At 60.6% G+C, this 26,931-nt stretch carries 15 protein-coding genes and 1 pseudogene; 3 read left to right on the top strand and 13 right to left on the bottom strand.

Annotation, left to right across the window (positions count from 1 at the left end):
• Together Q5H92_RS19020 and uxuA are read right to left on the bottom strand one after the other, a co-directional pair.
• The coding region (locus Q5H92_RS19020; RefSeq protein WP_305013144.1) for an alpha-glucuronidase family glycosyl hydrolase at positions 1 to 1,599 on the bottom strand (1,599 nt) is incomplete at its 3' end.
• A 25-nt stretch (positions 1,600 to 1,624) separates the two neighbouring features.
• Positions 1,625 to 2,872 carry a mannonate dehydratase gene (uxuA, locus tag Q5H92_RS19025; protein ID WP_305013145.1) on the bottom strand — a complete coding sequence of 416 codons (1,248 nt, stop codon included), beginning with the start codon at positions 2,870 to 2,872 and terminating at the stop codon, positions 1,625 to 1,627.
• A 323-nt stretch (positions 2,873 to 3,195) separates the two neighbouring features.
• Here uxuA and Q5H92_RS19030 point away from each other — a divergent pair, with 323 nt between their 5' ends.
• Together Q5H92_RS19030 and Q5H92_RS26780 are read left to right on the top strand one after the other, a co-directional pair.
• Positions 3,196 to 4,374 carry a LacI family DNA-binding transcriptional regulator gene (locus tag Q5H92_RS19030; RefSeq protein WP_305013146.1) on the top strand — a complete coding sequence of 393 codons (1,179 nt, stop codon included), beginning with the start codon at positions 3,196 to 3,198 and terminating at the stop codon, positions 4,372 to 4,374.
• Between the two features lie 15 nt (positions 4,375 to 4,389).
• Positions 4,390 to 5,209, top strand: a pseudogene (locus tag Q5H92_RS26780) (IS982 family transposase).
• Between the two features lie 42 nt (positions 5,210 to 5,251).
• Here Q5H92_RS26780 and Q5H92_RS19045 read toward each other — a convergent pair.
• Positions 5,252 to 6,190 (bottom strand): family 43 glycosylhydrolase, encoded by a 939-nt coding sequence (locus tag Q5H92_RS19045; protein ID WP_305013149.1) that lies wholly within the window; start codon positions 6,188 to 6,190, stop codon positions 5,252 to 5,254.
• A gap of 532 nt (positions 6,191 to 6,722) precedes the next feature.
• Positions 6,723 to 9,917: an RICIN domain-containing protein gene (locus Q5H92_RS19050; protein WP_305013150.1), complete on the bottom strand. Its 3,195-nt coding sequence runs from the start codon at positions 9,915 to 9,917 to the stop codon at positions 6,723 to 6,725.
• A gap of 103 nt (positions 9,918 to 10,020) precedes the next feature.
• On the opposite strand from Q5H92_RS19050, the gene Q5H92_RS19055 reads away from it, so the two are divergent.
• The gene (locus Q5H92_RS19055) at positions 10,021 to 10,299 is read left to right on the top strand and encodes a hypothetical protein (RefSeq protein WP_305013151.1); all 279 of its coding nucleotides are present in this window, start codon (positions 10,021 to 10,023) and stop codon (positions 10,297 to 10,299) included.
• Here the strand turns inward: Q5H92_RS19055 and Q5H92_RS26695 are convergent.
• The 9 genes from Q5H92_RS26695 to Q5H92_RS19095 all read right to left on the bottom strand — a co-directional run bounded on the left by Q5H92_RS26695 (position 10,258) and on the right by Q5H92_RS19095 (position 26,846).
• Positions 10,258 to 10,743 (bottom strand): LacI family DNA-binding transcriptional regulator, encoded by a 486-nt coding sequence (locus tag Q5H92_RS26695; RefSeq protein ID WP_369811167.1) that lies wholly within the window; start codon positions 10,741 to 10,743, stop codon positions 10,258 to 10,260. The genes Q5H92_RS19055 and Q5H92_RS26695 overlap by 42 nt on opposite strands.
• Positions 10,629 to 11,321, bottom strand: coding sequence for a LacI family DNA-binding transcriptional regulator (locus Q5H92_RS19060; RefSeq protein WP_305013152.1), 693 nt, complete (start codon positions 11,319 to 11,321; stop codon positions 10,629 to 10,631). Before Q5H92_RS19060 ends, Q5H92_RS26695 begins: the two co-directional genes overlap by 115 nt.
• A gap of 189 nt (positions 11,322 to 11,510) precedes the next feature.
• Positions 11,511 to 13,007, bottom strand: coding sequence for a glycoside hydrolase family 30 protein (locus Q5H92_RS19065; protein WP_305013153.1), 1,497 nt, complete (start codon positions 13,005 to 13,007; stop codon positions 11,511 to 11,513).
• Between the two features lie 2 nt (positions 13,008 to 13,009).
• Positions 13,010 to 14,713, bottom strand: a complete 1,704-nt coding sequence (locus Q5H92_RS19070; RefSeq protein ID WP_305013154.1) for a sodium:solute symporter family transporter — start codon at positions 14,711 to 14,713, stop codon at positions 13,010 to 13,012.
• A 477-nt stretch (positions 14,714 to 15,190) separates the two neighbouring features.
• Entirely contained in the window at positions 15,191 to 16,537 is a 1,347-nt protein-coding gene (locus tag Q5H92_RS19075; RefSeq protein ID WP_305013155.1) for a vanadium-dependent haloperoxidase, read from the bottom strand.
• Between the two features lie 35 nt (positions 16,538 to 16,572).
• Positions 16,573 to 18,621, bottom strand: a complete 2,049-nt coding sequence (locus tag Q5H92_RS19080; RefSeq protein WP_305013156.1) for a glycoside hydrolase family 127 protein — start codon at positions 18,619 to 18,621, stop codon at positions 16,573 to 16,575.
• Between the two features lie 113 nt (positions 18,622 to 18,734).
• The gene (locus tag Q5H92_RS19085; protein WP_305013157.1) at positions 18,735 to 22,082 is read right to left on the bottom strand and encodes a VCBS repeat-containing protein; all 3,348 of its coding nucleotides are present in this window, start codon (positions 22,080 to 22,082) and stop codon (positions 18,735 to 18,737) included.
• Positions 22,083 to 22,184: 102 nt separating this feature from the next.
• Positions 22,185 to 23,813 (bottom strand): RagB/SusD family nutrient uptake outer membrane protein, encoded by a 1,629-nt coding sequence (locus tag Q5H92_RS19090; protein ID WP_305013158.1) that lies wholly within the window; start codon positions 23,811 to 23,813, stop codon positions 22,185 to 22,187.
• A gap of 21 nt (positions 23,814 to 23,834) precedes the next feature.
• Positions 23,835 to 26,846, bottom strand: coding sequence for a SusC/RagA family TonB-linked outer membrane protein (locus tag Q5H92_RS19095; protein WP_305013159.1), 3,012 nt, complete (start codon positions 26,844 to 26,846; stop codon positions 23,835 to 23,837).
• Positions 26,847 to 26,931: the final 85 nt, after the last annotated feature.

Raw genomic sequence — 26,931 nt, forward strand, 5'->3', positions numbered from 1 at the left:
AATGTTCTGGCCCATGATGTGGTGCAGGCCCAGCGGCGTGGTGTAGCGCACGTAGATGTCGCGCGACTTGTCCATCATGCCCACGATGGTGGCCACGGCCTGGGGCTCGCGGGTCAGCGTCATCCGGGTCCACTCCGTGGCAATGGCTTTGGACGTCAGCGTGTAATCCCAGGCCAGGCGGCCGAAGGCGTACCAGTTGGCCTGGCCCATAGGGTGGCCGGTCCAGTTGCGGTCGGAGCCGATGTTGGCCACGCCCGCGATGCCGCTGATGCGGTGCTGGTCGAGGCTGCCGTCCACTACTTTCGCCACCGTCGAGCCCGGGCCTTTCACCTGCGTATCGGCATCGAGGCACTCCTTGAAAAGCGGTGCCAGGTACACGAGGTGCGAGGCAAAGCCGAGGTACTCCTGCGTAATCTGCACTTCCAGCACCAGCGGCGTCTTGGGCATAGCCCCGAACAGCGGGTGGAAAGGCTCGCGGGCCTGAAAATCAATCGGCCCGTTTTTCACTTGCACCAATACTTTGGGAGCGAACGTGCCATCGAGCGGCTTAAACTCCTCATAAGCCTGCTTGAACCGGTCGCTGCTGCCGGCCTTGTACACGAAGGCGCGCCACATCACAATGCCGTCGTGCGAACCCAACGCGGTGGCCAGCATGTTGGCGCCGTCGGTGTGGCTGCGGCCGTAGTCCTGCGGGCCGGGCTCGCCTTCGGAGTTGGCCTTCACCAGAAAGCCGCCGAAGTCGGGAATCTCCTTGTACAGCTCGTCGGCCTTGGCCGTCCACCACTGCTTCACCTGCGCATCAAGCGGGTCGGAGGTTTTCAGGCCCCCTATCACTTTTGGCGCCGCCCAGAACACCGACAGATACACCCGAATGCCGTAGGGCCGCATCACGCCCGCCAGCGCCTTTACTTTCTGGATGTACTCGGCCGTGAGGTAGCGCGCGCTGGCGTTTACATTGTTGATGGCCACGCCATTGATGCCGATGGAGGCGTTGGCGCGGGCGTAATCGGTGTAGCGCGGGTCGAGGTGTTGCGGCAGCTCGTACCATTTCCAGATGCTGGAGCCTGCGTAGCCGCGCTCCACGGTGCCATTCGGGTTGTCCCAATGGTTGAGCAGGCGGTACTGAATGCGCGGGCTGCTGCTCACGTTCAGCCCAGCAAGCGACTGCCCGGTTTGCAGCTGGCGTAGCAGCGCAAACACGCCGTAGAGCACCCCGGCCCCGCTCCTACCCGTCACGAGCAAGTTGCGCCCCTGGGCAGAAATATGATAACCGTCTCTGCTATCGGAACTACCGGAAACGTTTGCAGATGGGTCAACAACGAGTAGAATTCCGCGTTTGGTGCTCTCTGCTTTTGCCACCATTGGCACCGGCTGGCCCAGTAGGCCCTGCAGGCCGCGCTGCAACTCCGTGGCAGCCGTCTTCAGTACCGCATCAGCGCCGTTGCTGGCAATGAACTGCGCGGCGGCGCGGTACTGGGCGCGCTGGGTGGCGTCGGCCACCAAGTCATACTTCAGCCACAGGCGGTAGCCGTCGTCGGCCCGGCAGAGGGGCGCGGCGCCAACGAGAACCAACAAAAGCAGCAGTGACCGGAGCAGCATAGGGTGGGATTTGGGAGCGGAGGTCTTAAGCAAGGGCGGCGGTTTCGGCGAGGTGAGCCGCAGGCGGCCCTACTTCGGTTTCTAAGCTGCGCCGGATACCGTACTCCAGCCCGCGCAGCTCGGCCAGGCCGCGCAGGCGGCCGATAGCCGAATAGCCGGGGTAGGTTTTCTTCTTTAAGTCGTCGAGCATCTGGTGGCCGTGGTCGGGGCGCATGGGAATGGCGATGACGCCCGCGCCGCTGGCGGCTCGCCGCTCTTCCTCCAGCACCAGCTCGCGCACCACGGCGTACATGTCCACGTCGCCGGTGAGGTGGTCGGCTTCGTGGAAGTTGCGCGGGTTTTCCTCCCGCTTGGTAGCGCGCAGGTGAATGAAGTGAATGCGCGAAGCAAAGCGCCGGGCAATGGCTGGCAAGTCGTTGTCGGCCCGCACGCCCAGCGAGCCGGTGCAGAAGGTCAGGCCATTGGCCGGCACGTCGCAGGCGGCAAATAGCTGCGCCAGGTCGTCGGCGGTGCTCACCACGCGGGGCAGGCCCAGCAGCGGGTACGGCGGGTCGTCGGGGTGAATGCACAGGCCGATGCCCAGTTCTTGGGCCACCGGCGCCACTTGCTGAATGAAGTAGTGCAGGTTTTCGCGCAGCTTCCCGGCATCAATGGCCGCATATTCATCCAGCAGCTGCTGGAAGTTGCTAAGCTCAAATGCCTCTTCCGAGCCGGGCAGGCCCAGCAGCACGGTGTTGGTGAGGGAGGCCACTTCTTCGGCGCTCATGGTAGCGAATTGCTGCCGGGCGGCCTCGGCCACGGCGAGCTCGTAGGCCGCCGCCGCGTCGGGGCGCTGCAGGATGCACAGGTCGAACACCGCGAAGTCCTGCCACACAAACCGCAGGGCCCGCGAGCCGTCCGGCATTTCGTAGTTCAGGTTGGTGCGCGACCAGTCCAGCATCGGCATGAAGTTGTAGCACACCGTGCGGATGCCGCAGGCGGCCAGGTTACGCAGCGACTCCTGATAGTTCGCTATATACAGTTCGCGCGCAGGCAAGCCTTTTTTAATGGCCTCGTGCACCGGCAGGCTTTCCACCACGGCCCAGTGCAGGGGCGTGTGCGTGGCATTGTCGGCGGAAATGAGCTGCTGCCGGGCTTGAATCTCGCTCACCGGCCATACCGCCCCCACGGGTAATTGGTGCAGCGCAGTCACCACCCCCGCGCACCCTGCCTGTCGGATGTCGAAAAGCGAAACCGGGTCGTGAGGCCCGAACCAACGCATGGTGTGCAGCATATAGTATTTCAGGTAAAATACAATTTTGACAAATTGCAGAACCACTCTCGCTTCTATCGCATGTATATGCGGTTTTGCAGCGATTTGGCTCTGTTTCTATCGAAGATAGCTAAAACCCCGGGCGATACAAGCGCAAAAAATGGCCTCAAATCGATAAAATTAACTTTTTTCTATCGGCATCGTTTCCGGAAACGATGCCGATAGAAAAAAGTGTTCTCCTCTGCGTAATATTTTTTTTAAACTGCTACATTTGAGTGAGCACTCACATTAGCGGTTACAAGAGGCGATATTCTGCCTGCTGTCTTATTTAAATTCAATCCAATATGGTCACTTGCCTCAAGTGTAATCTTTCCGAGCCAGTGTTGAAAGCAGGGTTTGTCCGCGGCAAGCAACGCTACTTATGCAAGGCCTGTGAATACCATTTCGTACAACCGAGTGCTGGTCCTATTCAGGACCGTCGTCGTCTGCAAACCACCATCGGCGACGTCGCAAAGTCCGTGGGCGTGGCTCCATCTACGGTATCCCGCGCCCTAAATGGCCATACCGACATCAGTCCCGCTACTCGGCAGGCAATCATCGAAGCGGCTCACTTACTGGACTATCGGCCCAATGTGATGGCCCAGAGCCTGAAAAGCCGCGAAACGCACACCATTGGCGTGCTCATCCCGGACCTGGAGCGCCCCTTTTTTGCCACGGCAGTGAGTGGTATTCAGGCGGTGGCTACCGAGGCCGGGTATCGGGTAATGATTTGCCAGTCCAAAGAGTCGTACGAAACCGAGGTGAGCAATGTCCGGGCGTTAGTGGCCAGCCAAGTGGATGGACTGCTCATCTGTCATTCGCGGGAAACGCGGAATTTTGACCACGTAAAGCCAAAAGCCTGCCGAGGTATTCCGGTCGTTCATTTCGACCGGGTGAGCAACGAAGTGGACAGCGCCAAGGTCATCCTTGACGATTGGAACGGGGCTTTTAGTATTACGGAACACCTCATCCAACAGGGTGCGCAGCGCATTGCCATCCTGGCCGGACCCGAGTCGCTGCTTATCAGCCGCAACCGTATGGCCGGCTATCAGCATGCCTTGAAAAGCTATGATTTGCCCCTCCGTCCGGAGTACGAGGTGCACATTGAGTTTAAGGTGGAAGAAGTCGTTGCGGCACTCGATGCTTGGCTGGCGCTGCCGGAGCCGCCCGATGCCATTTTTGCAATTAACTACGTCAATGCCTTTGACCTGCTGGTAGCCTTAAAAAAGCGCGGGGTACGCGTCCCCCAGGACGTCGCCGTGGTGGGCTTCGGTGACGACGTGATGGCCGCCATGATTGAGCCCGGCCTTACCACCGTCGACTTACATCCCTACCGCATTGGCCAGCAGGCGGCCCGCCTTTTCTTGGAGCAGATACAGCAAAAAGAGCTGTTTCAACCACACACATTTGTAATTTCTGGGGAGTTAATTATACGTCAGTCATCGCTGAAGGGCACTGGCGATTCGTTTCGGCTCAGTATATAGGGATAACTCGCAGATATACCCCTACACTCTAAGACAGAACAGACGGTAGCACTGGACTGTTTCATCGACGATTTTCTGCGACTGCCCCGCCCGCAAGCCCCGCACCAGCGTCACCTATCTGACACCCTTGCTGGGACCCGTTGTTTTGGTGGCAAAATGGCGGCCGCCCGGCGCTATATGCAGCAGCACTGGGGGATGTAAGCGCTTAATAAAAGCAGTTTTACGCGCCAAATGTACAAATTACCCGCCATGCTTAAGGCCTTGTTCCTAGACCTGGGCCACCTCCTCAATGACCTGAACACCGCCGCCCGCTACGTCATCGATTCGTTCCCCGTGGCCGTGTGCGGGAACGTACGCAGCGGCCGCAGCCGTCTGGTGCACGGGGCGGCTTACCGGGGCTATCAGGCCAGCAAGCGAAGGTATTTTTACGGCGTCAAGGTGCAACTGCTCATAACCCACGATGGCTTGTTGGTCGAGCGCTACATCCATGTCGGCAGCGAAGCCGACATTCGTGGCCTCGAGGCCCTGGGACTGCAACTGCCGGCCGGCAGTACGCTCTATGCCAACGCGGCCTACACCGATTACGATTGGAAAGACGCTTGGCGCGAAGTAGAGCATGTCGACCTAAAAGCCGACCGCCGCAGGGGGCAGCAAACGGCGGCACAAACCGTGGCAATCTTTTCTGATTCACCACTTTCGCAAAGGTGTGAAAACCGCCATTAGCCACATCACCCAGCGCTTCCACAAGCCCATTCATACCGTGACGGCGCAAGGATTTGCCCTTAAAATTCTGCTCTTCTTTTTCACCCACGCCCTCGCGGGACCAAGCATATAAGACGCAACTTGGGTTGATTAGGTACTTGCGCCCAACTGGACTCTAACGGCCGGCCGTAGCCGGGGCTAACTGTGGCCAGCCCTCGGCACTCCAGACCAATGGCTCTAAGCGTAGTTTGGACTGGCCCTGGTCATGGGCATCGTAGGCGTGAAAAATCAGGTAATCGGTGCCATCGAAGCGGGCCACGGCATTATGAACCATGCCATACCAGTTGGCATCACCGGCCAGTACCGGCGTGCCGCCGCCTTCGGCCATGGGTTTGCCAGTGGTATCGAGGTAGGGGCCGGTAAGCGCAGGGGCCCGGCCTACCATAATTTTGTAAGTACTCTCAGGCCCTTGGCAGCAGTAGTCAAACGACACAAAAAGGTAGTAGTACCCTCCATGCCAATACACAAATGGGGCTTCGATAGCCCCATTGTCGGGGCGGCTGGCCAGTGTATGCCACTGTTGCGGCTCAAGGGGGGCCGTCAGGTCGGGCCGCAGCTGCACCACTTTAATACCACCCCCGAACGAACCGAATACCAGCCAGGGTAGCCCGGCTTCATCGCGCACTAGATTGGGGTCGATGGCATTCCAATTGTCGCGGCCAGGGATTGAAGCCACCACCGGCCCATGGTCCAGCCACTTAAATTCGGGCGATTTCGCGTCCAGTGTCTTGTTGGTAGCCAATCCGATTACCGAACGGTTTTTGCCAAACGTGGAAATGCTGTAAAATAGGCTGTACTGTCCGTCGGCAAAGGAAATGTTCGGAGCCCAAATATATTCCTTAAACCCTGGCACGGCCGCCCCGGCCCAGGCGGGTGGGGTGGTAAAAACGGGAGGGGCCGCCGTCCAGGTGCGGCGGTTATGGGAAGTCCACACCGCCACCCCGTTGCCGGTAGCAAACAGGTAATAAGTGTTATCCTGCTTAATCAGCACCGGGTCGTGCACCCGGGTGCCAGCACCTGGTGCCTGAGCCCATCCTACTAAGTTATTAAGCAAAGCTAGTACCAGTCCCCATCGTTCTGTCACGTTATTGTCAGTTAAGAATTATCGGTTATAAAAATTTAGATTATCGGTTGTAAAAAAATATCGTTGAACATCTCGTTTTTTTTGAGTTTCCACCTACTTCTGAGCCGAAAGCAACCTTCCGCTCGTTCGCCTGGCACCTAGCTGGAATGGTGCTGACTGACAATGGCCAAACCAGCAAAAAAGTGTACAAGGCGAGTCTGACACTTATCTATGTCCAAGCTTTCGCAGCCGGTCCGCCCGGCTCTGTCCCAATGCCGCAGGCCAAAAGGTTGAGGCATGTTGATGCACAAAGCCTGCTCGTTCAGCTAATCGCTAATGATGCACGTGGCGCGCATCATTAGCGGCATCGCCTAGCATAATCAAATATGCGTGCACATTTAGAGTGCCGCCTAAATGTCAGACTGCTCAATGTGCTTCCCAGACTTATCATCTGCTAGTATAGGAAGCAGCCCCATTGAGCAGTCTGACATGCACACTTTTCAGGCCCGTTTTTTCGGTTTTACTACGGCTTTAAGAATCTTAAGCGAGTAGTTTCTGCAGGCGTAGTCACTTCAACCAGGTATAGGCCGGCGGATAGATTGGCTACCGGCAGTTTCGTTTCAGGGCCTGTGAGTGCCACCGTGCGGAGCACCTGGCCGGTTACGTTCAGGATGCGGGCCTGAGCAGTAATAGTGCCTTGTGTCAGGCGAATATGTAGTATATCGCTGACCGGATTGGGGTAGAGTTGTACCGGCTCAGGCTTGGTAGCCCCCTGGGTAGCCAGGGCGGTGCGGGCGGCGGAAGGGATACCAAAACTCCATTGCGCGTTTGGATGGGTGGTATTGGCATACTGGGCTACATCCGAGCCGTCGGTGGTGCGGCCTACGCCATCGAGGTACAGGTTGGTGGTACGGTTACGAAGCCGGTAATAATCACCATCGAACTGCTCGACAGCCCATTGCGCATTGGTGTTGTTCGTGCTGGCCCATTGCCCGCAAACCGAGCCGTCGGTAGTCCGGCCCATTCCATCGAGGAACATGCCCGTGTTGCGGTTCTGGAGCTGGTAGTACCCCCCGTTCATCTCGCGCAGGGCCCAGAAGGAGTTGGGATGCGTCGTGTTGGCGTATTGGCTTGCGTTGTCGCCGTTGGTGGTGCGGCCCACCCCGTCCAGGTAGAGGCCGGTATTACGGTTACGCACCTGGAGGTAGCTCCCCGGAGCGGCGAGGGTGGCCACTTCTACCGGGGCCAGGGCATAGTTATAAATCCGGAACTCATCGAGCCGGCCGTTGAGCAGCGGGTCTGGATACTGGCTGCGGCCCAAGTAGTTGAGCACTGGCTTAAAGTCGAGCGGACGGATGGTGACGGCCGTGGACTCGGCCACCTTCAGTCCGTTAACAAACAAGCGTGCTCCGGTGCTGCCCAGCGTGATGGCTACGTGCGTCCAGGTGCCGATGGCCAGGGCCGGGGCATCCAAGGTTTGCTCCGCTCCACCGTTTTTGATGGCGAAGCGCAGGCTGCCCGACCCGTTGTTCGGCGTCAGAAACATGTACTGCGACTGGTCGTTGCCAAGGTCGAAGATGCGCTGCCAGGCCCCGCCGCCGTTGAAGTACACCCACCCAGCCACGGTGATTTCCGGTTGGTTGGCCAGCGTGGCGGGCAGTTGTACGAAAGCATCCGAGCCATTAAAGGCCAGGGCGCTGCTCCCTATTCTGCCCGCCGCATACGCTGTGCCGCCGTAAGCAGCGCTGTGATTCAGGTTTTGAGAATTGTCGAGGGTGCTGTTTTCAAAGGTGAGTTGCGCTACCAGGTCCTTGATGCCGGTGGTGGTGGCCGTTACTTGGGCGGAGTACGCCGACCGATTCAGCGACTTATCCACGGCTTTGATTTTGTAGTAGTATTGCCCGCTGATGGTAACCGAATTGTCCACGAATGAGGTGCCCGGCACGTTGCGCGCAATAGTGGAGAAAGGGCCGTTGGCGGCTTCCGCCCGGAAGATGGTATAGCCGGCCAAGTCGGTATCAGGACTGGCCGTCCAGCTTAGGCGCACCGATTCGGGATTGGCCGTAGCCACAAGATTAGTTGGCGCCGCCGGGGCAACAAACTCAATGGCGGCCCCCATGGGCAGCAAGCGCCACTGCTGGCTTAGGCTGGTGGCGTTTTTGTCCTGCTGCACCACGTTCACCCCGTTCGAAGCAATGTCAAGGCACTTGGCGCTGTGACGGCTCCGGATGCGGAACCAGCCATCCTCCGCGTATTCCAGGTACCGTTGCTGGTTAACGGTCTTGTTGTCGGTGTATTGGTTGATGGTGCCGCCATTGGCCAGCGTATAGCCCAGGTCATCGATTGCCTTGCCGCTGTGCACGGCGTCAATAGAAAAATAGCTGAAATCACCTCCTACGCGCGTGTCAACCGGGGTTACGGCCCACTGTTGCGAAGTTGCGCTGGTATAGGTGCCTTGCTCAATGAGCGCGCCGTCGGCCGTCGAAGCACCCGCCACTTGCATCACCTTGCCGCTTGCCCGGTTTACCAGCACGTAGCGCCCGTTGATGGCCGGCTGAATGTCTTCGCCCCAGGTAATGTTGAGGACCCGCTCGGCATTGGGCTGGTTCTGAAAATAGCCCGTGCCGCCGGGCAGCATCAGCGAGTACTCACGTTGTGGCCCTACACCGTCGTAGTAAACGTCGCGTTCTTTGGACAGGAAGTTGTAGCGCGTAGCAACAGCTTGCCGCTCTGAGGCGCCGGCAAAAGCCTGCACCCGTCCATCGGCAGTGCGGTACACCGAAGCGGCCGTCCAGTTCGGCCGATGCTCGCTGTAGGCCAACCGAACACCGTCGCTGGCCTTGGCAAACTCGCCGCGCGCCAGCTCGGCCGTGCCCCACCAGATGCCTGCCTGCACCCCGTATTCCACGCCCACCATGGCTTCCACCACGTTGTGCATCTCATCATCGGTGGCGTAGTGGCCGTTGGCCCGCACCGTCTGGTAAAAGTTGGCAAAGCTGTCGAAGCTGCCCGCCAATTCGTGCGTGTTGCCGTCGTTTACCTTCGTTTTCAAAAAATTATACCACGGCAAAGCTGCGTCGGTGCTCAGCGTATTTCCGCCGGAGATGCGGATGTTGTTGAAGCGCGTGTTGTTGCGCAGCGCCGTAGCAATGTTGAGAAAGTCCTGCTGAGTGCCCTGCTGGGTGGAGTAGTCCGGTTCGTTGAATGGGGCCACGGACACCACCGTGCGGCCCGTGGCCTGAATGCGGCGCACGGTGGCGTCCATCAGCGCGGCCCAGTTGGTGGCGTTGCCATAATAAGAAGCATCGACGGAAGGGGCGTCGCAGTTCATGGTTACCTGCGTGCTGGCCCCGTTGAAGTTGAGCAGGCGCATGCGGTTGTTGAGGTCGTCAATCTGGGGTTGCTGCAGGTCGCCGTTTACCAGCGGGTAGGTGGGCTGGAAGGAAAGGCGCACCAGATTTATCTTGCTGGGCCCCATGAAGGCAATGCCCCGCAGCATGTTGTTGTCATCGGGCCAGGCCGTATCCAGGCCCCACAGCATGGGCTTGGCGGTGCCGGCGGCCGAGAGGCTGAAGGGCACCGTGCGGTCGGGAATCGGCTGGGCCACCAGGTTGCTACTGGTACTGGTGGTCTGGGCCTGTGCCTGCGCAACGGCCAGAACACAGCCCAGCAGGAGCGCCGGCCCGCAGCTGAAAAGCGAAGTACTGCCTCGTTTCATAGGGTAAGGTGTTTGAGTGGGAGATAGTGCGTAGCGCACGAACGAAATGCTCAAAGTATTGGCGCCTGGGAAGCCAATGGTCATCCGTCATTCCCGAGAAGCCATGAGGCAAATCTATCGCTCACCCACAGGGGGCATGCAGGATATTTTCGCAGAAGATGCAGGAAAAATTCGGTTAGAAGTCCACAGCGTGTTCTTTGCCGAATTTGTCGGCCCGCTTCGCCCACCGCCCCTGATTTTTTTCAATTCATCTGCTGTGATGCCGCTAGGCAGGCGGCCGGCAAGTTGTTTGTTTGCCTGGTTGGCCGCGATTAAAAATGCTTTCTCTGTCACGCGTTACCTAAGCAGTTTGGTCCCTCACAAGCCCTTGCCGCTGCGATGACTCCCGGACATACAAACGGGGTCGCAGCACTACTTGCCGACTTACGAAAACCCTGTCGGTGGTGCGCACCATCTCCAGAAACAACCGAACGGCTGCTGCCCCCATCTCCTCGCAACACTGGTCGACGGAGGTAAGCGGAGGGTCGACAATAGTGGTAAAGCCCTCATTGCTAAAACCGGCCAGCGCAACGTCTTGCGGCACGCGCAATCCTCGTTGCTTTAGCACCTGCAGAGCCCCTAGCACGACGGAATCGCCGGCCCCGAATACTGCATCTGGTGGGGTGGCAAGGGCCAGCAGCTGCTGCATAACCTGTGTACCAGCCGCGACCGTCATGTCGGAATAAGTGAGTAATTCCGGCAGCTCAGCCACTCCCTTTGTGGCAAGGGCATCGATATACCCCTGACGGCGCTGCGCGTAAATGCGTAGGTGCTGCGGCCCGGCCAGATGCGCAATGCGGTGACAGCCCTGCTCCAGCAGGTGGCAGGTAGCTTGGAAAGCCCCTCGTAGTCGTTGAGCACCACCGAGTTGACTGCTTCGGCTATGGGCGCGCGGTCGAAAAAAACCAGCGGAATACCACGCTTGCGCACGCGCTCGAAGTGGTGAAAATCCTGCGTGTTGCGCGCCAGCGACACTAGCACGCCAGCTACTTGCGCGTGCAGCAAGGTTTCTACGTTGCGGCGCTCAGCGTCGACGTTTTCGTGCGACTGGCACACAATGACGCTGAAACCCGCTTTGCTGGCCGCCTGCTCGATGCCCTGGATTACGGAAGGCAAGAACTGTCCTTCAATGTAGGGCACCACTACCCCCAGCAGGCGGCTATGCCCCTTGCGCAGCGCCGAGGCCAGATGGTTGGGCTGATAATTGAGTTTTTTCGCTAACTGCAGCACCCGCTGCTTAGTGGCGGCTCCAATGCTATGGTGGTTGCTCAGTGCCCGCGAGACGGTCGTCATCGACACGCCCAATGTACGCGCCAGGTCAGCCATTGCCACGGCATTGGTGGGTTGCTTTTTCCGGGTATCCATGACCGATTAGTACCTGCCAAGAAAGTTGGTTTTGACTATTTTAACTTCTGGTTCGACCAAGGCCAGCGTTGGTGCAACGGCTTGCCTGCCGCCGCCATGGCACGGTTGGCCCGTGATGCGCAGGCAAACAAGCCGGCGGCCTTCTACCCGGGTTTGCGGCTGAGCGGTTGCGCCTTTTAGGTTCCGCGCTTATTTCAATTGAAAGGTGTTGAATGAATGCGCCGGCAGCGTGGCGTTCAGGTAGCGCCCGCCGAGCTTCACGGCCACGCTCTTGCTGCCATCGTTGAAGTTACCGGCCATCACCAGCAGCTTGCCCTGGGGGGGGGCGGCCACCAGCACCGGCAGGTGGTCGTCTTTGCCCTGGCGGTAGGCCACGATGGTGGTGCCCGCGCCGATGAAATGGCTGAAGTGCCTGACAGCGTAGTATTCCGGGGTTAGGGTCGCCGTCTTGGTTTGCGAGTTCACGCGAATCAGGGCATTCTGCTTCCAGCCCCAGGGGCTAACGCCGCCATCGGCCAGAATGGCGTTCCAGAACGTGTATTCCTCGCAGCCGTTGCCGAGGTAGTGGGTCATCAGGTCGAAGGTGTGCTCCGCTGCTTTCCAATCGAAAGAGCCCCAGCCGCACTCGCTTTCCGATTGCATGTAGCGGTACTGCGGGTACTTGGCCCGCAGCGGGGGCAGTATTTGGCCGCCCTCCCACTGAAAGCCGATGCCCTTGATGGTTTGCGACATGCGCGGGTCAGCAAGCACTTGGTCGATGAAGTCGTACCGATTGGTATTGATGGTACCCAGGTACAGTTCCACGCCGGGGTGCTGCGCCTGCAGGGCCGGAGCCAGGTACTCCGTATTGAAGCTAATGATGCCCGGCACCGTCCAGGCGCAGCCCGGGTAGATGGTGTAGCTCCAGGACTCGTTCTGGAACATGGCCGTGGTAATGGGAATGCCCTGCTCCTTGTAGGCGGAAATAAACTTGCAGAAGTAGTTGGCGTACGCCTTGAGGTAGCGCGGGTCCTGAATCAGGTAGTCGTTGACGGCCAACTGGTCGGGGAAAACCTTGTTGTTCTTTTCCGTCGAGCCTTCGAAGAGGGCCCCGTCGGAGGCGGGCGCGAGTTGGTTGTATTTGTCGTTGCTGCGGACGGCGTAGTTATGGTTGATTTTCATCCAGGACGGCGGCGACCAGGGCGAAATCCAGAACGTCATGGCCGGATTGTAGCGCTGGGCCGCCTTGAGGTAGGGAATCAGCGTGGTTTTATCGTGGTCGATTGAGAAGTGCTTCAGCTCAAAGTCCCCATCCACCTCGTCGCAGCTGTACCAGCCCCGGGCGTAGTCGTTGGCATTCATCGCAAAGCGCCCCCGCGAGAAGCGCAGGTCGCCGCTGGGCGCGAAGAGCTGCGCCAGGATGTTTTCGCGCTCCTTGGCCGGCAGCAGCTGCAGGGCGTCCCAGCCCAATTCGTTGAAGCAAGTGCCCCAGGCTTTGAAGGTGATGATTTTCTCGTCGCCTTTCACCTCGAGGAGGGGCGTGGTAGTGGCCGTTTTTTGAAGCGTTACCTTCGACTGCTGCCACAAGCTGCCCTCTTTGCTGCTGAGCCAGGAGTAGGACTGGGCCTGGGCCGGGGTGATGCCCAGGGTGCTGAGCAGCAGCGCCGCCAGCTTCTTATTAAAAAACCGTTTGGGAGTACGAAGCATATTTACCAGAATTTAACATATAAAGCCATAATCAACAGTATCGTAACCACGATGAGCGCCAGCGTGCTAGGAGCCACTTTGAACAGGCCGGGCTGCACCCAGTGAGCCTTGGGGTTGATGGCGGGGCCCGCCAAACTAAGGCCCACCATCAGCACAAAAGTGAAGGCGAAGGATAAGCCCATGCAGATGAGGAACGGTATTTCGTAGCCACCGTGCCCGTTGGGGAAGGCCGTGTAGAGCAGCGTTTCGGGGCCCAGCAGGGTAGGGGCGTAGTTGTTGAAGAATACCGACAGCAGGAAGCCCGCTAAAATACCGGCGACCCCCGCCGTCGCGGTAGTGCGCTTCCAGAACAGCCCCAGCAGGAACACCGCCACAATGCCGGGCGAGATAAAGCCGGTATACTTCTGAATGTAGGTGAAGCCGCCTGCGCCGCCAATGCCCAGCAGGTCCTGCCAGGTGAGCACGATGGCCAGCAGCATGGCGGCCAGTACCGTGAGCCGCCCCACCCACACCAGCTGCGTCTCATTTGAGTCGGGCTGGATGTAGCGCCGGTAGATATCGAGAGTGAAGATGGTCGAAATGGAGTTGGCCTTGCCCGCCAGCGAGGCCACGATGGCCGCCGTGAGGGCCGCCAGCGACAAGCCTTTCAGACCATTGGGCAAGAAGGTGAGAATGGCCGAGTAGGCATTATCCGAGTTGAAAACACCCCCCGGCGACATCTGGGGCTGGAGGCTGCCGTTTTTGTGCAGCACGTAGGCCGCAATGCCGGGCAGCATCACAATCACGGGCATCAGCAGCTTGAGCATGGCCGCGAACAGGATGCCGGTGCGGGCCGTCTTGAGGTCGGCGCCCAGCGCCCGCTGCGTAATGTACTGGTTGCAGCCCCAGTAGTTCAGGTTCACAATCCACTGGCCGGCCGCGTACATGGCCAGGCCGGGCACCATGAGGTATTTGTTGATATCGACCTGCGGCGTGGCCGCGGTTGGCTTCGGAAAAATAAGATGAAAGTGGTCGTCTGCGTCCCGCATCATGGCGTTGAAGCCCGCAACGGCACTGCTACCCAGCCCAAATTTCTCGCTGACCAACGTGAGCGCCAGGTAAGTAGTGGCCAGCCCTCCGATGATGAGCACCGTTACCTGAATAACGTCGGTGTAGCCCACCACTTTCATCCCCCCCAGCGTGATAAGCAGCGCAAACACAGCCAGCGCCACCATAATGAGGTGGAACGCCTCGCCCCCGCCCACTAGGCTGCTGATGGCCAGCGCCCCGAGGTACAGTATCGAGGTGAGATTTACCAGCACATAGAGGAACAGCCAGAAAATACTCATTATCAGGCTTAGGGCCGCGTTGTAGCGCTGCTCCAGAAACTGCGGCATGGTGTAGATGCGCTGCTTCAGGTAGATGGGCATGAAGAACACGGCCACCACAATGAGCACAATGGCCGCTACCCATTCGTAGGCCGCCACCGCCACGCCCACCTGAAACCCGTTGCCGCTCATGCCGATGAACTGCTCGGCCGAGATATTGGAGGCAATCATGCTGGCCCCGATGGCCCACCACGTCAGCGAGCCTTCGGCCAGGAAGTAGTCGCGGGTGTTCATCTGCTCCTTGTGCTTGCTGCGGTACACGTAGTAGCCGTAAGCCGAAACGCCGATGAGGTAAAAGAGAAAAACCCCTAGGTCGAGGGCATTAAAGGCGCTTTGCATGAAGAGGCAGGGTGGGAGATACTTCTTTTGAGTAGTGACTTGAATGCTGCCTTTTGCAGTGAGCAATGCGGTACTCGCTAACTAGATGATGAGTTCGCCTAAAACCTGGCCGGTTCTTCGAAGCCTTGCTCCGTGCGACGCCTGCGTTTGCGTAATAGATGTGTCCCGGCTACGCAAAATACCCTGGCCGGCAACTGCCCGCCCGCGGGTCCCACCCCATCCGGCCAGGGTATTTTGCTTGCCTGACGCGCAACTTGCGCGCCGCAGCCTGGGGTCCCCTCTGCGCTTAGCCTGCGTAGCCTGGCGCCGGGGGCATAGCCACCCGTATACCTTGAGGGAATCTGTTAAAAGCAGGCGGGCCGTAGCTGGCTGTCTCACCAGTAGTCCAGCTAAAGCCAGTGCAATATTACTCTCCTCAACGCTCAGCCAGCCGGGACATTTTCGGAATAAAATCAGGTTGTTTTCGGCTCACTAGCCTTAAAACGTAGTTGCAATGGTTTTCGGGACGGCTAGGCGCCGTATTGCCTCCCGGCCCACCTGCTGGCCCAGTGCTTGGCCCTCCTGCACTGCATCCAAAAAATGAATGCCTCCGTAGAGGCGCGAGATAGCAGCCTCCTGCGCTGCCTGCTCAAAAGAGGCAAAGCGCCGGGGCCTGAGGCCAAACTCCTTTTCGGTGTTATCGGTGTAAGAATAGACCGCGCCAAAGTAATGCCCCAGCAGCGCCGCCGCCGCCATGGAGATAACCGAGTGCCCGCTGACATACTCCGGGAAGGGCGGAGTCTGGAGCAGGGGCTGCCACTGCGGGGCCAGGTAGTGGCGAATGGCCGTTTCGGGGCGGATGCGGTTGCTGAGGTATTTCTCTCTCCAGCAGCAGATGAAGGCATCGGTGAGCGTCATAGCCAGCACGGTGTGAATTTGCAGTGCCCGTCCGAAGGGCACTTTGCTTTGCCGGCAGGCCACGCCCGCAATCTTCATCCAATGGGCGCCCGGCGACATTTTTTTGAGGCCTACCTGCAGGTGGCCCACGTCACGGACGGCAAAGGGATTGCAGTCCCAGAAGCCCGCAATTTGCCGCTGCTCCTCGGTAAGGCGGTCGCCGGTTTGACGCACCTGCTGCATGAGCTGGTGGAATCCAGAGCCGGGGCGCGGGTCAAATGCCTGGGGCGGACGAGCCACCAATTGCGCGGCTGAATCCAGCATCAACGGCCGTAGCGAACCGAAATAGGGCTCTACGGCGGGCAGGTAGGCGGGCGGGGTGGGGTACCAGTAGCCCGGCCCTATACTGGGCGTGTAGCGGGGCCGGTCGCTGATGCGGTAGTAGCCGTCCTGCTTGGCGTAGGCCAGCACGGCCTGGACCATTTGCTGAGCGTACTGCTGCGAGGCAGCAATCAACTCCTCTGGCATCCCCCGCCGCTGGCAATCGGCGACAAGGGCCTGCTCGCGGGCCGCCAAATCCTTGCCCGAAGGCTGCAGCTTGCCAGCGGTGCGCAGCACTGCCAGCAGCGCCGCCAGCCGGGGCGAATAGCCTGCACTGGCGGGTGCCGGCGGCCGAAACCGCACGTGCAGCCGTCCCGCCAGCGAGGGGCAAGCCGGGTCGTGGCGGGCCAGTACCTCATTGCCAGCCAGCAGCGAATACGCGAAAAACCGGGCGGCCAGCGGCGGATTGGTCACGTCGTGCATCATCAGCTCGTTCATACCGTCCACCACCCACCCGATGCGGTCAGCGGCGGGCTCGTAAGCCGTGGGGTGGTGCGGCTGGCAGGCGGGCGCCAGCGCGCCCACTCCGAGCATCAGCAGCAGGATATGCTTTATTACGGGCGTCATTCGAAGGGCAGCGGGGTTGACTAAATCAGTGCGGGCTACTTCTTCTGCTCGGCCTGCAGGGCCGGGCGCGTCACGAGGTCTACATCCAGCACGCGGGCCGGAAACCAGACGGTCATCTCGCCCTTGCCGCGGTTGGCCCAGGCGTAGTAGGGAATGGCCGTCAGGGTCTGCGGCACGGTCTGGATGGAGTTGGTGGCCTCGTCTACCTGCACGGTGGGCACCGTGGTGGTGAGGGTGGTCACGCCGTTCAGCAGCTCGGGGTGGTAGGCAACGGTGAAGCGGGCCGTGGATGGCACGATGACGTTGGTAACCTTGCCGTTGTTGTCGGCCCATTCGGCGCAGTACACGATGGGGCCGCGCTGCAAAGCAACTTTGCCGATGTCGTCCTTCACGCGGGGATTGGCCACCACGCGGCGCACGTCCATGGGCAGGGTCATCTCCACCACATCGCCCTTTTTCCACTTGCGGGCCAGCATGGCGTAGCCATTGCGCAGCTTGACGGCCACCGGCTGGCCATTGACTTTGAGGGTCACCCCCGGTGCGGCTGCCGGGTCCGCGAAAGTGTAGAGGTCCGAAGGCAGGGCTTGGCTTTGCGCCCATCCCGGCACGCGCAACAGCAGGCTGAAGTCGGTAGCCGTGGCCGGGTTGACTATAAATTTCAGGCCGCCCTCCCAGGGGTAATTGTTCTGCTGGGTCAGGCTTACCTTCTTGTTGTTCACCAGCAAGTCGGCGGTGCTGCTCACAAACAGGTTCACGTACACGTCGTTCGCATGCTGGCCGTACACGTAACCAGGCAGGCTGGGGAAGAGCCGGGCCAGGTTGGTGGGGCAGCACGAGCAGTCAAACCAACCGGCACGCGCCGGCTCAGTTTGCGGGAAGCTGGCGGAGTTCTTCACCAGCATAGCGTTGGAGTAAAAGAAGGATTTGCCGTCGAGCCCCACGCCCGAAATCAGGCCGTTATAGAGCACCTTCTCCATCACATCGGCGTACTTCGAGTCGCCGTGCAGCTGAAACATGCGCTGCTGCCAGTACACGTCGGCCACCGAGGCGCAGGTCTCATTATAAGCCGTGGCGTTGGGCAGCTCGTAGTTGTTGCCGAACCGCTCGCCGCTGGGTACCGCGCCGGTGCCGCCCGTCACGTACAGCTTCTTGGAAACCATGTTCTGCCAGATGCTGTCCACGGCCGTCAGCAAGGGCTTGTCGCCGGTGAGGGCCGCCACGTCGGCCATCGCCGAGTACAGGTATTCGGCGCGCACGGCGTGGCCTTCAGCCTCCATCTGGGCCACTACGGGCTTGTCGTCTTGCCAGTACTGGCCGTTGCGCCACTCATCCGGGCTTTTGGGGTCGTAGCCGTTGTAGTGCCCGCGCTGGTCAAGGAAGAACTTGGCCGTTTGCAGATACTTCGGTTGGCCGGTCACGCGGTAGAGCTTTACCAGGCCCATTTCCACAATCTCGTGGCCCGGCGCCACGGCCCGCTTGCCGGGGCCGAAGGTGGCGCACACGAGGTCGGCATTTTTGAGGGCGATGTTGAGGAAGTTCTTCTGGCCGGTGGCCTGGTAGTGGGCCACGGCCGCTTCGTAGAGGTGCCCGGAGTTGTAGAGCTCGTGGCTTAGCTCGCGCTCTTTCTCCCAGCGCGCCATGCCGGCCCACGGGTGTGGGTGGGCGGGGTCAATAGTACGGGCGGTATAAAGGTAGCCGTCGGGCTCCTGAGCGGCGGCCACCTTGGCAATCAGCAGGTCCACGTACTCCTTCAAATGCTCGTCGGGGTACAGGCTCAGCGAGTATGAGGCACCCTCGATGGTCTTGTAGATGTCGGTATCGTCGAAGGGAAACGTGGTGGCAAACTTGCCCGACTTCGCCGCTGCCATCTCGAAGTTCTTCACCCGGTTCGTGGCCTCGCAGCGCTGAAACGAGGCCGGAATGGTGACGTCGGTATTGGTTTTAAGGCGCGGCAGCCAGAAGTTGTCGGCCAGCTTCACTTTAGTAAAGCTCACTGCCTGAATCGGATAATCGGCCACGGCCTGCTGGGCCAGGGCCGGACCCGCCGCCCCGAGCAGGCAAGCGGCTAAGACATGTTTTTTCACGGAATGAAAACGGGGAAACGTACCTAATTTAGCTTGCTGACGCATGATTAACTTCTAATTAAGGCCGACGCCTCGGGGCGTACGGGCAGGATTGGAGTGAAAACAGCAGGAGGTCAGGGATGGTGCAGTTGGTAGGCCTGCACCGGCAGGTTGTTGCGACCCACGAGCAGCGTGCGGCCCACTTGGGCAAAGCTGCGGATGTCGCCCGCCACGCGCAGACCCGACTGGCGCTGCGGCACCGTGGCGAAGCCGCCCCGGCCATCGCCGCGCAGCAGCAGCCCCTGGCCGGCATCGCTGTTGCCGAAGCGGATGCGGCTGTGGGTGATGTTGCCGCCCAGCAGCAGGTCGGGGTGGCCGTCGTGGTCATAGTCGAGCGTGGCCAGGGCGTAGATGGGCGTATATTGGGCTTCGGCGGGTAAGGGCGCCAGCCGGTAGCGGGTTTGCGGCGTGCTGAGGAAACAGGTAGTCTGCAGGCAGCTGGCGCGCAGTACGTGCGCGTCTTTCAGCTCCTCGGGGCTGAAGATGTCGGGCAGGCGGGCCTCGGAGTAGCTCGCGTAACTGGGAAAGCGCGAGCGGGTCATGCTGATTTGGTCCAGCAGCTCATCCCGCGAAACGAAGGGGTAGCTCTGGTCCTGTGCGTACATGCACAGGATGGGGTCGATGGCCCCGTTGTCGTCAAAATCCTTGTAAACTAGTTCGGCGGGTTGCTGCGCGCTGGCCCGGCACTGCGTATTCAGGCCCATGTTGCCCACCACCAGGTCGGGCTTGTGGTCGCCGTTCAAATCATGCACGAGCAAGGTATTCCACCAACCTCGCAGCCGGGCGGGCAGGTAGGTGGCCGTGCGGTCGACGAGGCGGCCGGGCTCGTTGAGCCACACCTGCACCGGCAGCCACTCGCCCACGGTGATGAGGTCGGGCCGCTGGTCGCCGTTCAGGTCCACCCAGGCGGCATCGGTCACCATGCCCAGCTGTCGCAGCGCCGGGGCGTAGCGGGCGGTCTGGTCCGCAAAGTGCCCGTGGCCGTCGCCCACCAGCAGGTAGCTGGCGGGCGCTTCGGGGTAGCGGCCCGGCACCACGCGCCCCCCCACGAAGAGGTCGGGGTGGCCGTCGCTGTTCACATCGGCGGCGCGCACGCAGCCGGTGCTGGTGCGCATGGGCGGCAGGCTGCCGGGAGGGCTCGCGCTGAAATGCCCGCGCCCGTCGTTGAGGTACAGCCGGTCCTGCAGTAGCGGGTCCTCCGGCAGGAAATTGTCGTAGCCGCCCGTGCCCACGTACAGGTCCTGGTCACCGTCGCCGTCTACATCCAAAAATGCGGCGGCGCTGGCCTCCTGCAAAGAGTCGGCATGCAGGGCGGGCTGCGGCACCTCGGCAAAAACTCCGCCGGCTCGTTGCACAAACACGCGGCTGGGGTGGCCCACCGTCCCGCCCATAAACAAGTCGGCGCGGCCGTCGTTGTTCACATCGCCTTGCACCAGGTACGGCCCGCCATATGATAAACTGTTAACCATCAGGGGCTGTCGCTTAAAATCATTGACATCGTTTTCCGTAGCCACGGCCCTAATCGGGGAGGTGGCAGCCGTGAATACTGGAGAGAATGATTGGCTGGTCGGGCCAGCTGGCTGGCCGTTGGCTTCGCGCAGCACGAGCAGTTGCTGCCCGGCCGCGGGGCGCACCACCTGACGCCGGCCGCCGGGCCACACCACCAGCACCGAATCGATGGGGCGCTGCCCCAGCCCAAAGTGCAGCACCGGCGACACACTCGACTCATAGCCCCGGCCCACCAACTGCTCCTGGGTCTGGAGGTGGCCCCCGCTGAAGAGCGTCACCTTGGTGCCCAAGCCCAGCCGGTTCTGGCCTTCGCCCTGCAGCTTCACCCGGAGGGTTTTATTTTTCAGCAGCTTGCTGGCGTCGTTGCGGTAAATAAAGGCCTCCGCGTTGATGTTATTGACCACCAAGTCCAAGTCGCCGTCGTTGTCGAGGTCGGCGTAGGCGGCCCCGTTGCTGTTGGCGGGCGTGGTGATGCCCCAGGCCATGCTTACGTTTGCGAACCGGGCCCCGCCGATGTTGCGGAAGGCGTAGCCGACTACGTTGGACGACGGCATTTTGCGCACCAACTCCAGCAGGTTGTTGCGCTGCACGTTGCCCTGGCGGTCGTGGAGGAAGTCGCCCATGTACTTGAGGAAATCCAGGTTGGTGTAGTCGTGCAGAAAGCCGTTGGTCACGAACAGGTCCTTCCACCCGTCGTTGTCGAAGTCGGCCAGCAGGGGGGCCCAGCTCCAGTCGGTGGCGGCGATGCCCGCCAGCTGCCCCACTTCGCTGAACGAGCCGTTGCCGTTGTTAAGCTGCAGCATGTTGCGCATGTACTGCTTGTGCAGGCCCGCGTTTTCGCGCGTCCGGAACTGCTCAAAATTGTCGCTGGCAAACAGCAGCTTCTGCCGCCGGTTGCCCTCGGGTAGCATGTCCAAGGTGCAGATATCGGCGTAGCCGTCGTTGTTCAGGTCGGCCGCGTCGTTGCCCATCGATGAGAGCGAGGTATGGCCAATCTGCTGGCTGAGCTGGTCGGTAAAGGTGCCGTTCTTATTGTTGATGTATAGGCAGTCCGGCGTCAGGTAGTCGTTGGACACGTAGATATCCGGCCAGCCGTCGTTGTTCACGTCGGCCACCGACGCGCCCAGTCCGAACGAGAGGCGCGCGTTTAGCAGGCCCGCCGCCGTGGCCACTTCCCGAAACTGCGGCAGGCGGCCCGGCGCCCCGCCCTCGTTGCGGTACAGCTTGAGGCCCGTCAGGGCATCGGGCGTGGCCATCAGCTGCCTGATGTAGAATTCGTCTAGGCCCTCAAACCGGCGCGGGCTGTGGTTGAGCAGCAGCATGTCGAGGTCCCGGTCCTGGTCGTAATCGAAAAAGACGGCCTGGGTGCTGAAAGCCGAATCGGCCAGCCCGCAGGCGGCGGCCTGCTCAGTAAAGTGCGGCACACCCCGCGCATCCGCGCCTTGGTTGATAAAGAGCTGGTTCTGGCGCAGCCGGCCTGGCCGGTCGCCCGAGCGGCACACGTACATGTCAAGGCGCCCGTCGGCGTTGAGGTCGACCATTGTCACCCCGGTCTTCCAGCCTTCCGCCAGGCCCACGCCCGCTGCTGCGGTCACGTCCTGGAATTGCAGGTGGCCCTGGTTGAGGTACAGTCTGTTGCTGCCCTTATTGGCCGTGAAGTAGATGTCGTCCAGGCCGTCGCCGTTCACGTCGCCCAGGGCTACTCCGCCGCCGTTGTAGGTATACTCATACACCAGCACGTTGGTAAACTCATCCTCCTGCAGGTCGTTGCGGAAGGTGACGTGACTTTTGGCCGGAGCCACCAACTGAAACAGGGTAGGCAGCCCCGCCTCCGGCTGCTTGGCTTGGCAGCCAGCCAGCAACAGCCCGGCCAGGCACCATAGTGGCAGCAGATATAAACAACTCTTTAACATGAGCTTGGGTGGGAAGAAAGAACCGCAAAAGCAAGGGCCGGGTGGCTTTGGCAGGCACGCTGCTAAAACCACCCGGCCGGTTAAACCAGTTCGGCGTTGCGCTTAGTAGCCGGGGTTTTGTCTCAGATTGCTGTTCGTGTTCAGCGCGCTCTGCGGCAGGGGCATCAGGATGCGGTACGCGCCGTTGGGCGTGTGAGAAAGCCACGACTTGGTAGTATACATACCAAAGCGAATCATATCCTGCCGGCGGTGGCCTTCGGCGGCGAATTCCCAACCCAGTTCGTCCAGCATGCGGCCGTAGACAATGTCAGAGCCGCCCTGCAGGGGGCTGATGATGTTGTTGTTGGAAGGACCGTAGGGGTAGCTGCTGCCCAGGGCCAGGTCGGCACCCGTGACGGTGGCCAGGGCCGGGTTGGCCGTGAAGTTGCGCTGGCGCACCTGCGTGACCAGGGTGGCGGCTTGTGCCGCCTGGCCGGTGCGCAGTAGGGCCTCGGCCTTCATCATCAGCACGTCGGCGTAGCGCAGCAGCGGGAAGTCGTTGCTCAAATCCTGCAGGGCCCCCTGCTTAATCTCAAACTTGCCCACCCGGAAGCCGTCCTGCTCGGTGCCGAAGACCACGCTCGACAGCGTGTTGGTGAATACCAACGGCTGGCCAGCCGTGGGCGCGAAGCCACCCACCAGCGGCGTACCCGAAGCCGAATACTGCTGCCCCTGAATCCAGTTGGAGCGCAGGCGGCCGTCGTTGGGGTTATAAGAATTGATAAACTGCGGAATGGCGCAGATGCCCCCGCCCCACATCGTGGCTTGGGCGCTGTAGGTCTGCTGGTTCTGCGGCTGCAGGGTCTGCATGTGGATGCGGAAACCCGTCGCGTACACCTCGTCGAAAGGAATGGCGAACACAATCTCCTTCGAGCCTTCGTTCTGGGTTTTGAACACGTTGGCCTGCACCGACTCCAACTGGTATTTGTTGGAGCCGATGATGGCATCGCACGAGGCAATGCATCCGGCCCAGTCGGGGGTGCCCCGGTACACGCCGGCGTTCAACTGCACCTTGGCCAGCAGGGTGTACGCCGCCCATTTGTTGTTGAAGCGGCCGTAGGTGGAGGCATCCACCACGGTACCTAGTTGGGGAATCGATTGGGTGATTTCGCTCACGATGAAATCGTAGACCTGCGTCCGGGTGCTCTGCGTGGGCAGAAAACCGTCCGGCACGTCGAATTTATCCACAATGGGCACGTTGCCGAAAATGTCGCACAGCATGTAGTAGTACGAGGCCCGCAACACCCGAAGCTCGGCAATCAGGGCTTCCTTGCCACTGGTGATGGGAATCTGGCCGGCCTGCAGCTGGTAGAGAATGCGGTTGCAGTTCGTGACGCCGCTGTAGGCCTGGTTCCACACAAAGTCGGGGGTGGGGTCGTTGGCCGTCCAGGTGTGCTGGTGCAGGCGGCGGAACGAGCCGTCGTCGACCCAGCCATTGGGGCGGCCGGGAGTCACGGTTTCATCGCTCGACGTTTCCTGGATGCGGTAGGCGCCCTGAAATTCCAGGAACAAGGGCCGCCACTTGGTGTAGGCCGGCCCCAGCAGCGAGGGCAAGTCGCCGGTGGTGGGGTTGAACTTGTTGGCGACAATCTGGTCGTAGCTATCGTCGTAGAGCTTGGTGCAGGAGCCGAACAGCCCCAGAGCGGACACCGCCAGCCAACTCAGGCCGGCCAAGTACGGGAATTTTTTCATGGGTACGAGAGGGGGTGGGAATTAAAAGGTGACGTTCAGGCCGGCCGTGAAGGTGCGCACCGTCGGAAACTTGTCGCGGTCGTCGACGCCGGGGGCCAGGCCCAGGCGGTTCACTTCGGGGTCGATGCCCTTGTACTTGGTGATGGTGAAGGTGTTAAGCGTCGACACGTACACCCGCAGGTTCTTCACATACTTTACCACCTCGGGCTTAAAGTTGTAGCCCAGCGTGATGTTGTCAATCTTCCAGTAGTCGCCGTTTTCCACGTAGTAGCTGTTGTATTCCAGCGGCATGGCGGTGTTGAGCACCGCCTTGCCGAATACCGGCTCGTAGGCCGAGCGCAGACGGTTGTACTGCGTGATGCCGGTGTTTTCGTAGTACATGCGCTGCACGTTCAGAATCTGGAAGCCGAAGGCCCCGCGCATGGTCACGCTCAGGTCCAGCGGACCGTAGCGGAATGAGTTGTTCCAGCCGCCGTAGTACCGGGGCAGGCCGTTGCCGAGCACCTGCTTGTCTTCGTCTTTGTGGGCAAACTGGTCGTAGGCCACCCGCTCGCCGGACTTGGTCTCGTAAATCCACTTGCCATCGTTGGTCACGTCCACCACCTTAAAGCCGTAGAGGTTGCCCAACTTGTCGCCTACCTGCACCCGGCTGGTGTAGGTTTGAATGGGCTCGCCGGTGTAGCCGGTGTTGAAGTAGTTATTGGTGAGCGTATATAGGTCGTTGGTGAGCGAGAGCAGGCGGTTGTTGTTAGTGGAGAAGTTGAAGGTCGAGTTCCAGGCGAATTTCGACGTTTGCACCGGCACCACGTTCAGCTGCACCTCCAGGCCTTTATTCTCAATTGAGCCCACGTTGGCCGTGATGCTGCCGTAGAGGTTAGGCGGCGAGGGCACAGGGTAGTCGTAGAGCAGGCCGTTGGTGCGGCGACGGTAGTAGTCCACCGTACCGCTGACGCGGCCTTTATACAGCGAGAAATCCAGCCCGATGTTCACTTCCTGCTTTTCCTCCCAGCGCAGGTTGGGGTTGGGGTTGCTGCTCGGCGCCAGCACCGGCACCCAGGTTCCGTTCGAGAGGAAGTTATCGTAGGAATAAAACGCCAGGCGCGACACGCCCAGAAACGACCCGCCCGGGGCGGTACCCGTCACGCCGTAGCCCGCCCGCAGCTTCAAATCATCGAGGAAGGAAGCATCAGCCAGGAAGTTCTCCTTGTTGATTCGCCAGCCCACCGACACGGCCGGGAAGGTGCCCCAGGGCTGCTTGGCCCCGAGCAGGCGTGAATGAGCCTCGCGGCGCACGCTGGCCATCAGCAGGTATTTCTCCTTGTAGTTGTAGTTGAGGCGACCGAAAAAGCCAATCAGGTTGTAGGAGCCTTTGCCGCTGCCCACGCCCCCCAGCCCGCGCTTGATACCCGTGCCGCTGCCCAGGTTGTTGTAGGAAAACAGGTCGGTGGGAAAGTCCCGGTTCTGAACGTAGAAACCCTGACCGACATTATCTTGGAAGCTGTAGCCGCCCAGTACCGAAATGCGGTGCTCACCGAAGCTGCGGCTGTAGGTAGCCGTCAACTCCAACAGTCGGTCAATGTATTCCTGGTCGCCGCGCGAGGCGTAGCCGTTCAGCTTGTCGCGCAGGGTGGAGGGGTGCAGCTTGTCTTCGGCATAGCCGCGCACCTCGTTGTAGCGGGTGTATGAACCCAGGGCCTTGAGCTGCAAATCATTAATCGGCTCCCACAGCACGCTGCCGTTGAGGCGGGTGTTCTGCGAGGCATTCTCGCCGTCAGAATGGTAGATGCGCGAGAGCGGGTTCTCATAGTTGAATAATCCGAAATCCTGGGCATAGTTGCCGTCGGGGCCGTACACCGGCGAGGTGGGGTTGCGGATGATGGCCTGCCGGTAGGTGTAGCCATTGTAGCTGAAGCCGTCACCGGTGGTGGTGAAACGGTTGTTGGTGTTCAGTACGCCCGCGTTGAATTTCACGCGGCCGTCGAACATGCTGTGGTTCACGTCGGCGCGGCCCGTGAAGGAACGGTTGTCCGACTTCTGGAAGATGCCCTCGAAGTAGCGGTAGTTGCCTTCAATCAGGTAGCTGGTCTGGGCGTTGCCGCCACGTAGCGTCACGTTGTGCACGTGGCTGAGGGGGGTGCGGCTGATTTCCTTCAGCCAGTCGGTGCTGGCGCCTTCATCATTGAATTTTACGCCGTCGGCAATCTTCTGGCGGTAGTCAGCAGCGGTGAGCATGTCGGGCCGGCGCGCAATGCGCTGGGTGCTGGCGTAGCCACTGTAGTCGAGGGTGGGCGCCAAGTTGCCCTTGGGCCGGCGCGTGGTGATGAGGATAACCCCGTTGGTGCCGCGCGTGCCGTAAATGGCAGCGGCCGAGCCGTCCTTCAGCACGTCAACGCTTTCGATGTCCTCCGGCGGCACCGTATTCAGGGTGCCCGGAATACCGTCAATCAGAATCAGCGGCTGCGTGTCGGAGTTGAGGGTCGCTGAGCCGCGCAGCAGAATCTGGCTGTTGGCCGTGGGGTCACCGCTGGCCGTCACCACGGTCAGGCCGGCTACCTTGCCCTGGATGAGCTGGGCTGCGTCGCGGGTTGCGCCTTTCACGAAGCTTTCCTCTTTGACGCTCGCCACGGCGCTGGTGAGCTCGGCCTTGCGCTGGGTGCCGTAGCCCACCACCACCACGTCGCCGAGGGCCCGGGTTTCGGGCTTAAGGGAAATGTCAATAGTGCTGCGCCCACCCACCGCTACTTCCTGCGCGGCCGAGCCCACGAAGCTGAACACCAGCACCGCATCGGCCGGCGCTTTAATGGAGTAGCGCCCTTCCGCGTCGGTTTGCGTGCCAATGTTGGTACCTTTCACAATGACGTTGACGCCCGGTAGGGCCGCGCCTTTCTCGTCCAGGACCTGGCCTTTAATGGGGTCAGCCGCTTGCTGCACGCTGCGCACGTTGCTCCAGCTTTTAAACGGCGGCGTTAGCAGCGCCCCGCAAAGGGAGGCAGCCAGCACCAGCCGGCTGGGATGGGGTAAAGGAAATCTCATGGGGTGGGAGTTGGTGATGAAAAAAGAGATTTTTAAAAGACCGTGCCTATCTTCAGACAATCGATTGTGTAGCTTAGGGGCTTAG

It is taken from the genome of Hymenobacter mellowenesis, from assembly GCF_030581005.1.
In the GTDB taxonomy this organism is placed as follows: domain Bacteria; phylum Bacteroidota; class Bacteroidia; order Cytophagales; family Hymenobacteraceae; genus Hymenobacter; species Hymenobacter mellowenesis.

Bases quoted from the DNA above. Each gene is read 5' to 3' on its own strand.
- Q5H92_RS19030 (WP_305013146.1), top strand. From the start codon at position 3,196: ATGGTCACTTGCCTCAAGTGTAATCTTTCCGAGCCAGTGTTGAAAGCA.
- Q5H92_RS19065 (WP_305013153.1), bottom strand. From the start codon at position 13,007: ATGCTTCGTACTCCCAAACGGTTTTTTAATAAGAAGCTGGCGGCGCTG.
- Q5H92_RS19075 (WP_305013155.1), bottom strand. From the start codon at position 16,537: ATGACGCCCGTAATAAAGCATATCCTGCTGCTGATGCTCGGAGTGGGC.
- Q5H92_RS19070 (WP_305013154.1), bottom strand. From the start codon at position 14,713: ATGCAAAGCGCCTTTAATGCCCTCGACCTAGGGGTTTTTCTCTTTTAC.
- uxuA (WP_305013145.1), bottom strand. From the start codon at position 2,872: ATGCTGCACACCATGCGTTGGTTCGGGCCTCACGACCCGGTTTCGCTT.
- Q5H92_RS19090 (WP_305013158.1), bottom strand. From the start codon at position 23,813: ATGAAAAAATTCCCGTACTTGGCCGGCCTGAGTTGGCTGGCGGTGTCC.
- Q5H92_RS19050 (WP_305013150.1), bottom strand. From the start codon at position 9,917: ATGAAACGAGGCAGTACTTCGCTTTTCAGCTGCGGGCCGGCGCTCCTG.
- Q5H92_RS19085 (WP_305013157.1), bottom strand. From the start codon at position 22,082: ATGTTAAAGAGTTGTTTATATCTGCTGCCACTATGGTGCCTGGCCGGG.
- Q5H92_RS19055 (WP_305013151.1), top strand. From the start codon at position 10,021: ATGAGGCAAATCTATCGCTCACCCACAGGGGGCATGCAGGATATTTTC.
- Q5H92_RS19060 (WP_305013152.1), bottom strand. From the start codon at position 11,321: ATGGATACCCGGAAAAAGCAACCCACCAATGCCGTGGCAATGGCTGAC.
- Q5H92_RS19095 (WP_305013159.1), bottom strand. From the start codon at position 26,846: ATGAGATTTCCTTTACCCCATCCCAGCCGGCTGGTGCTGGCTGCCTCC.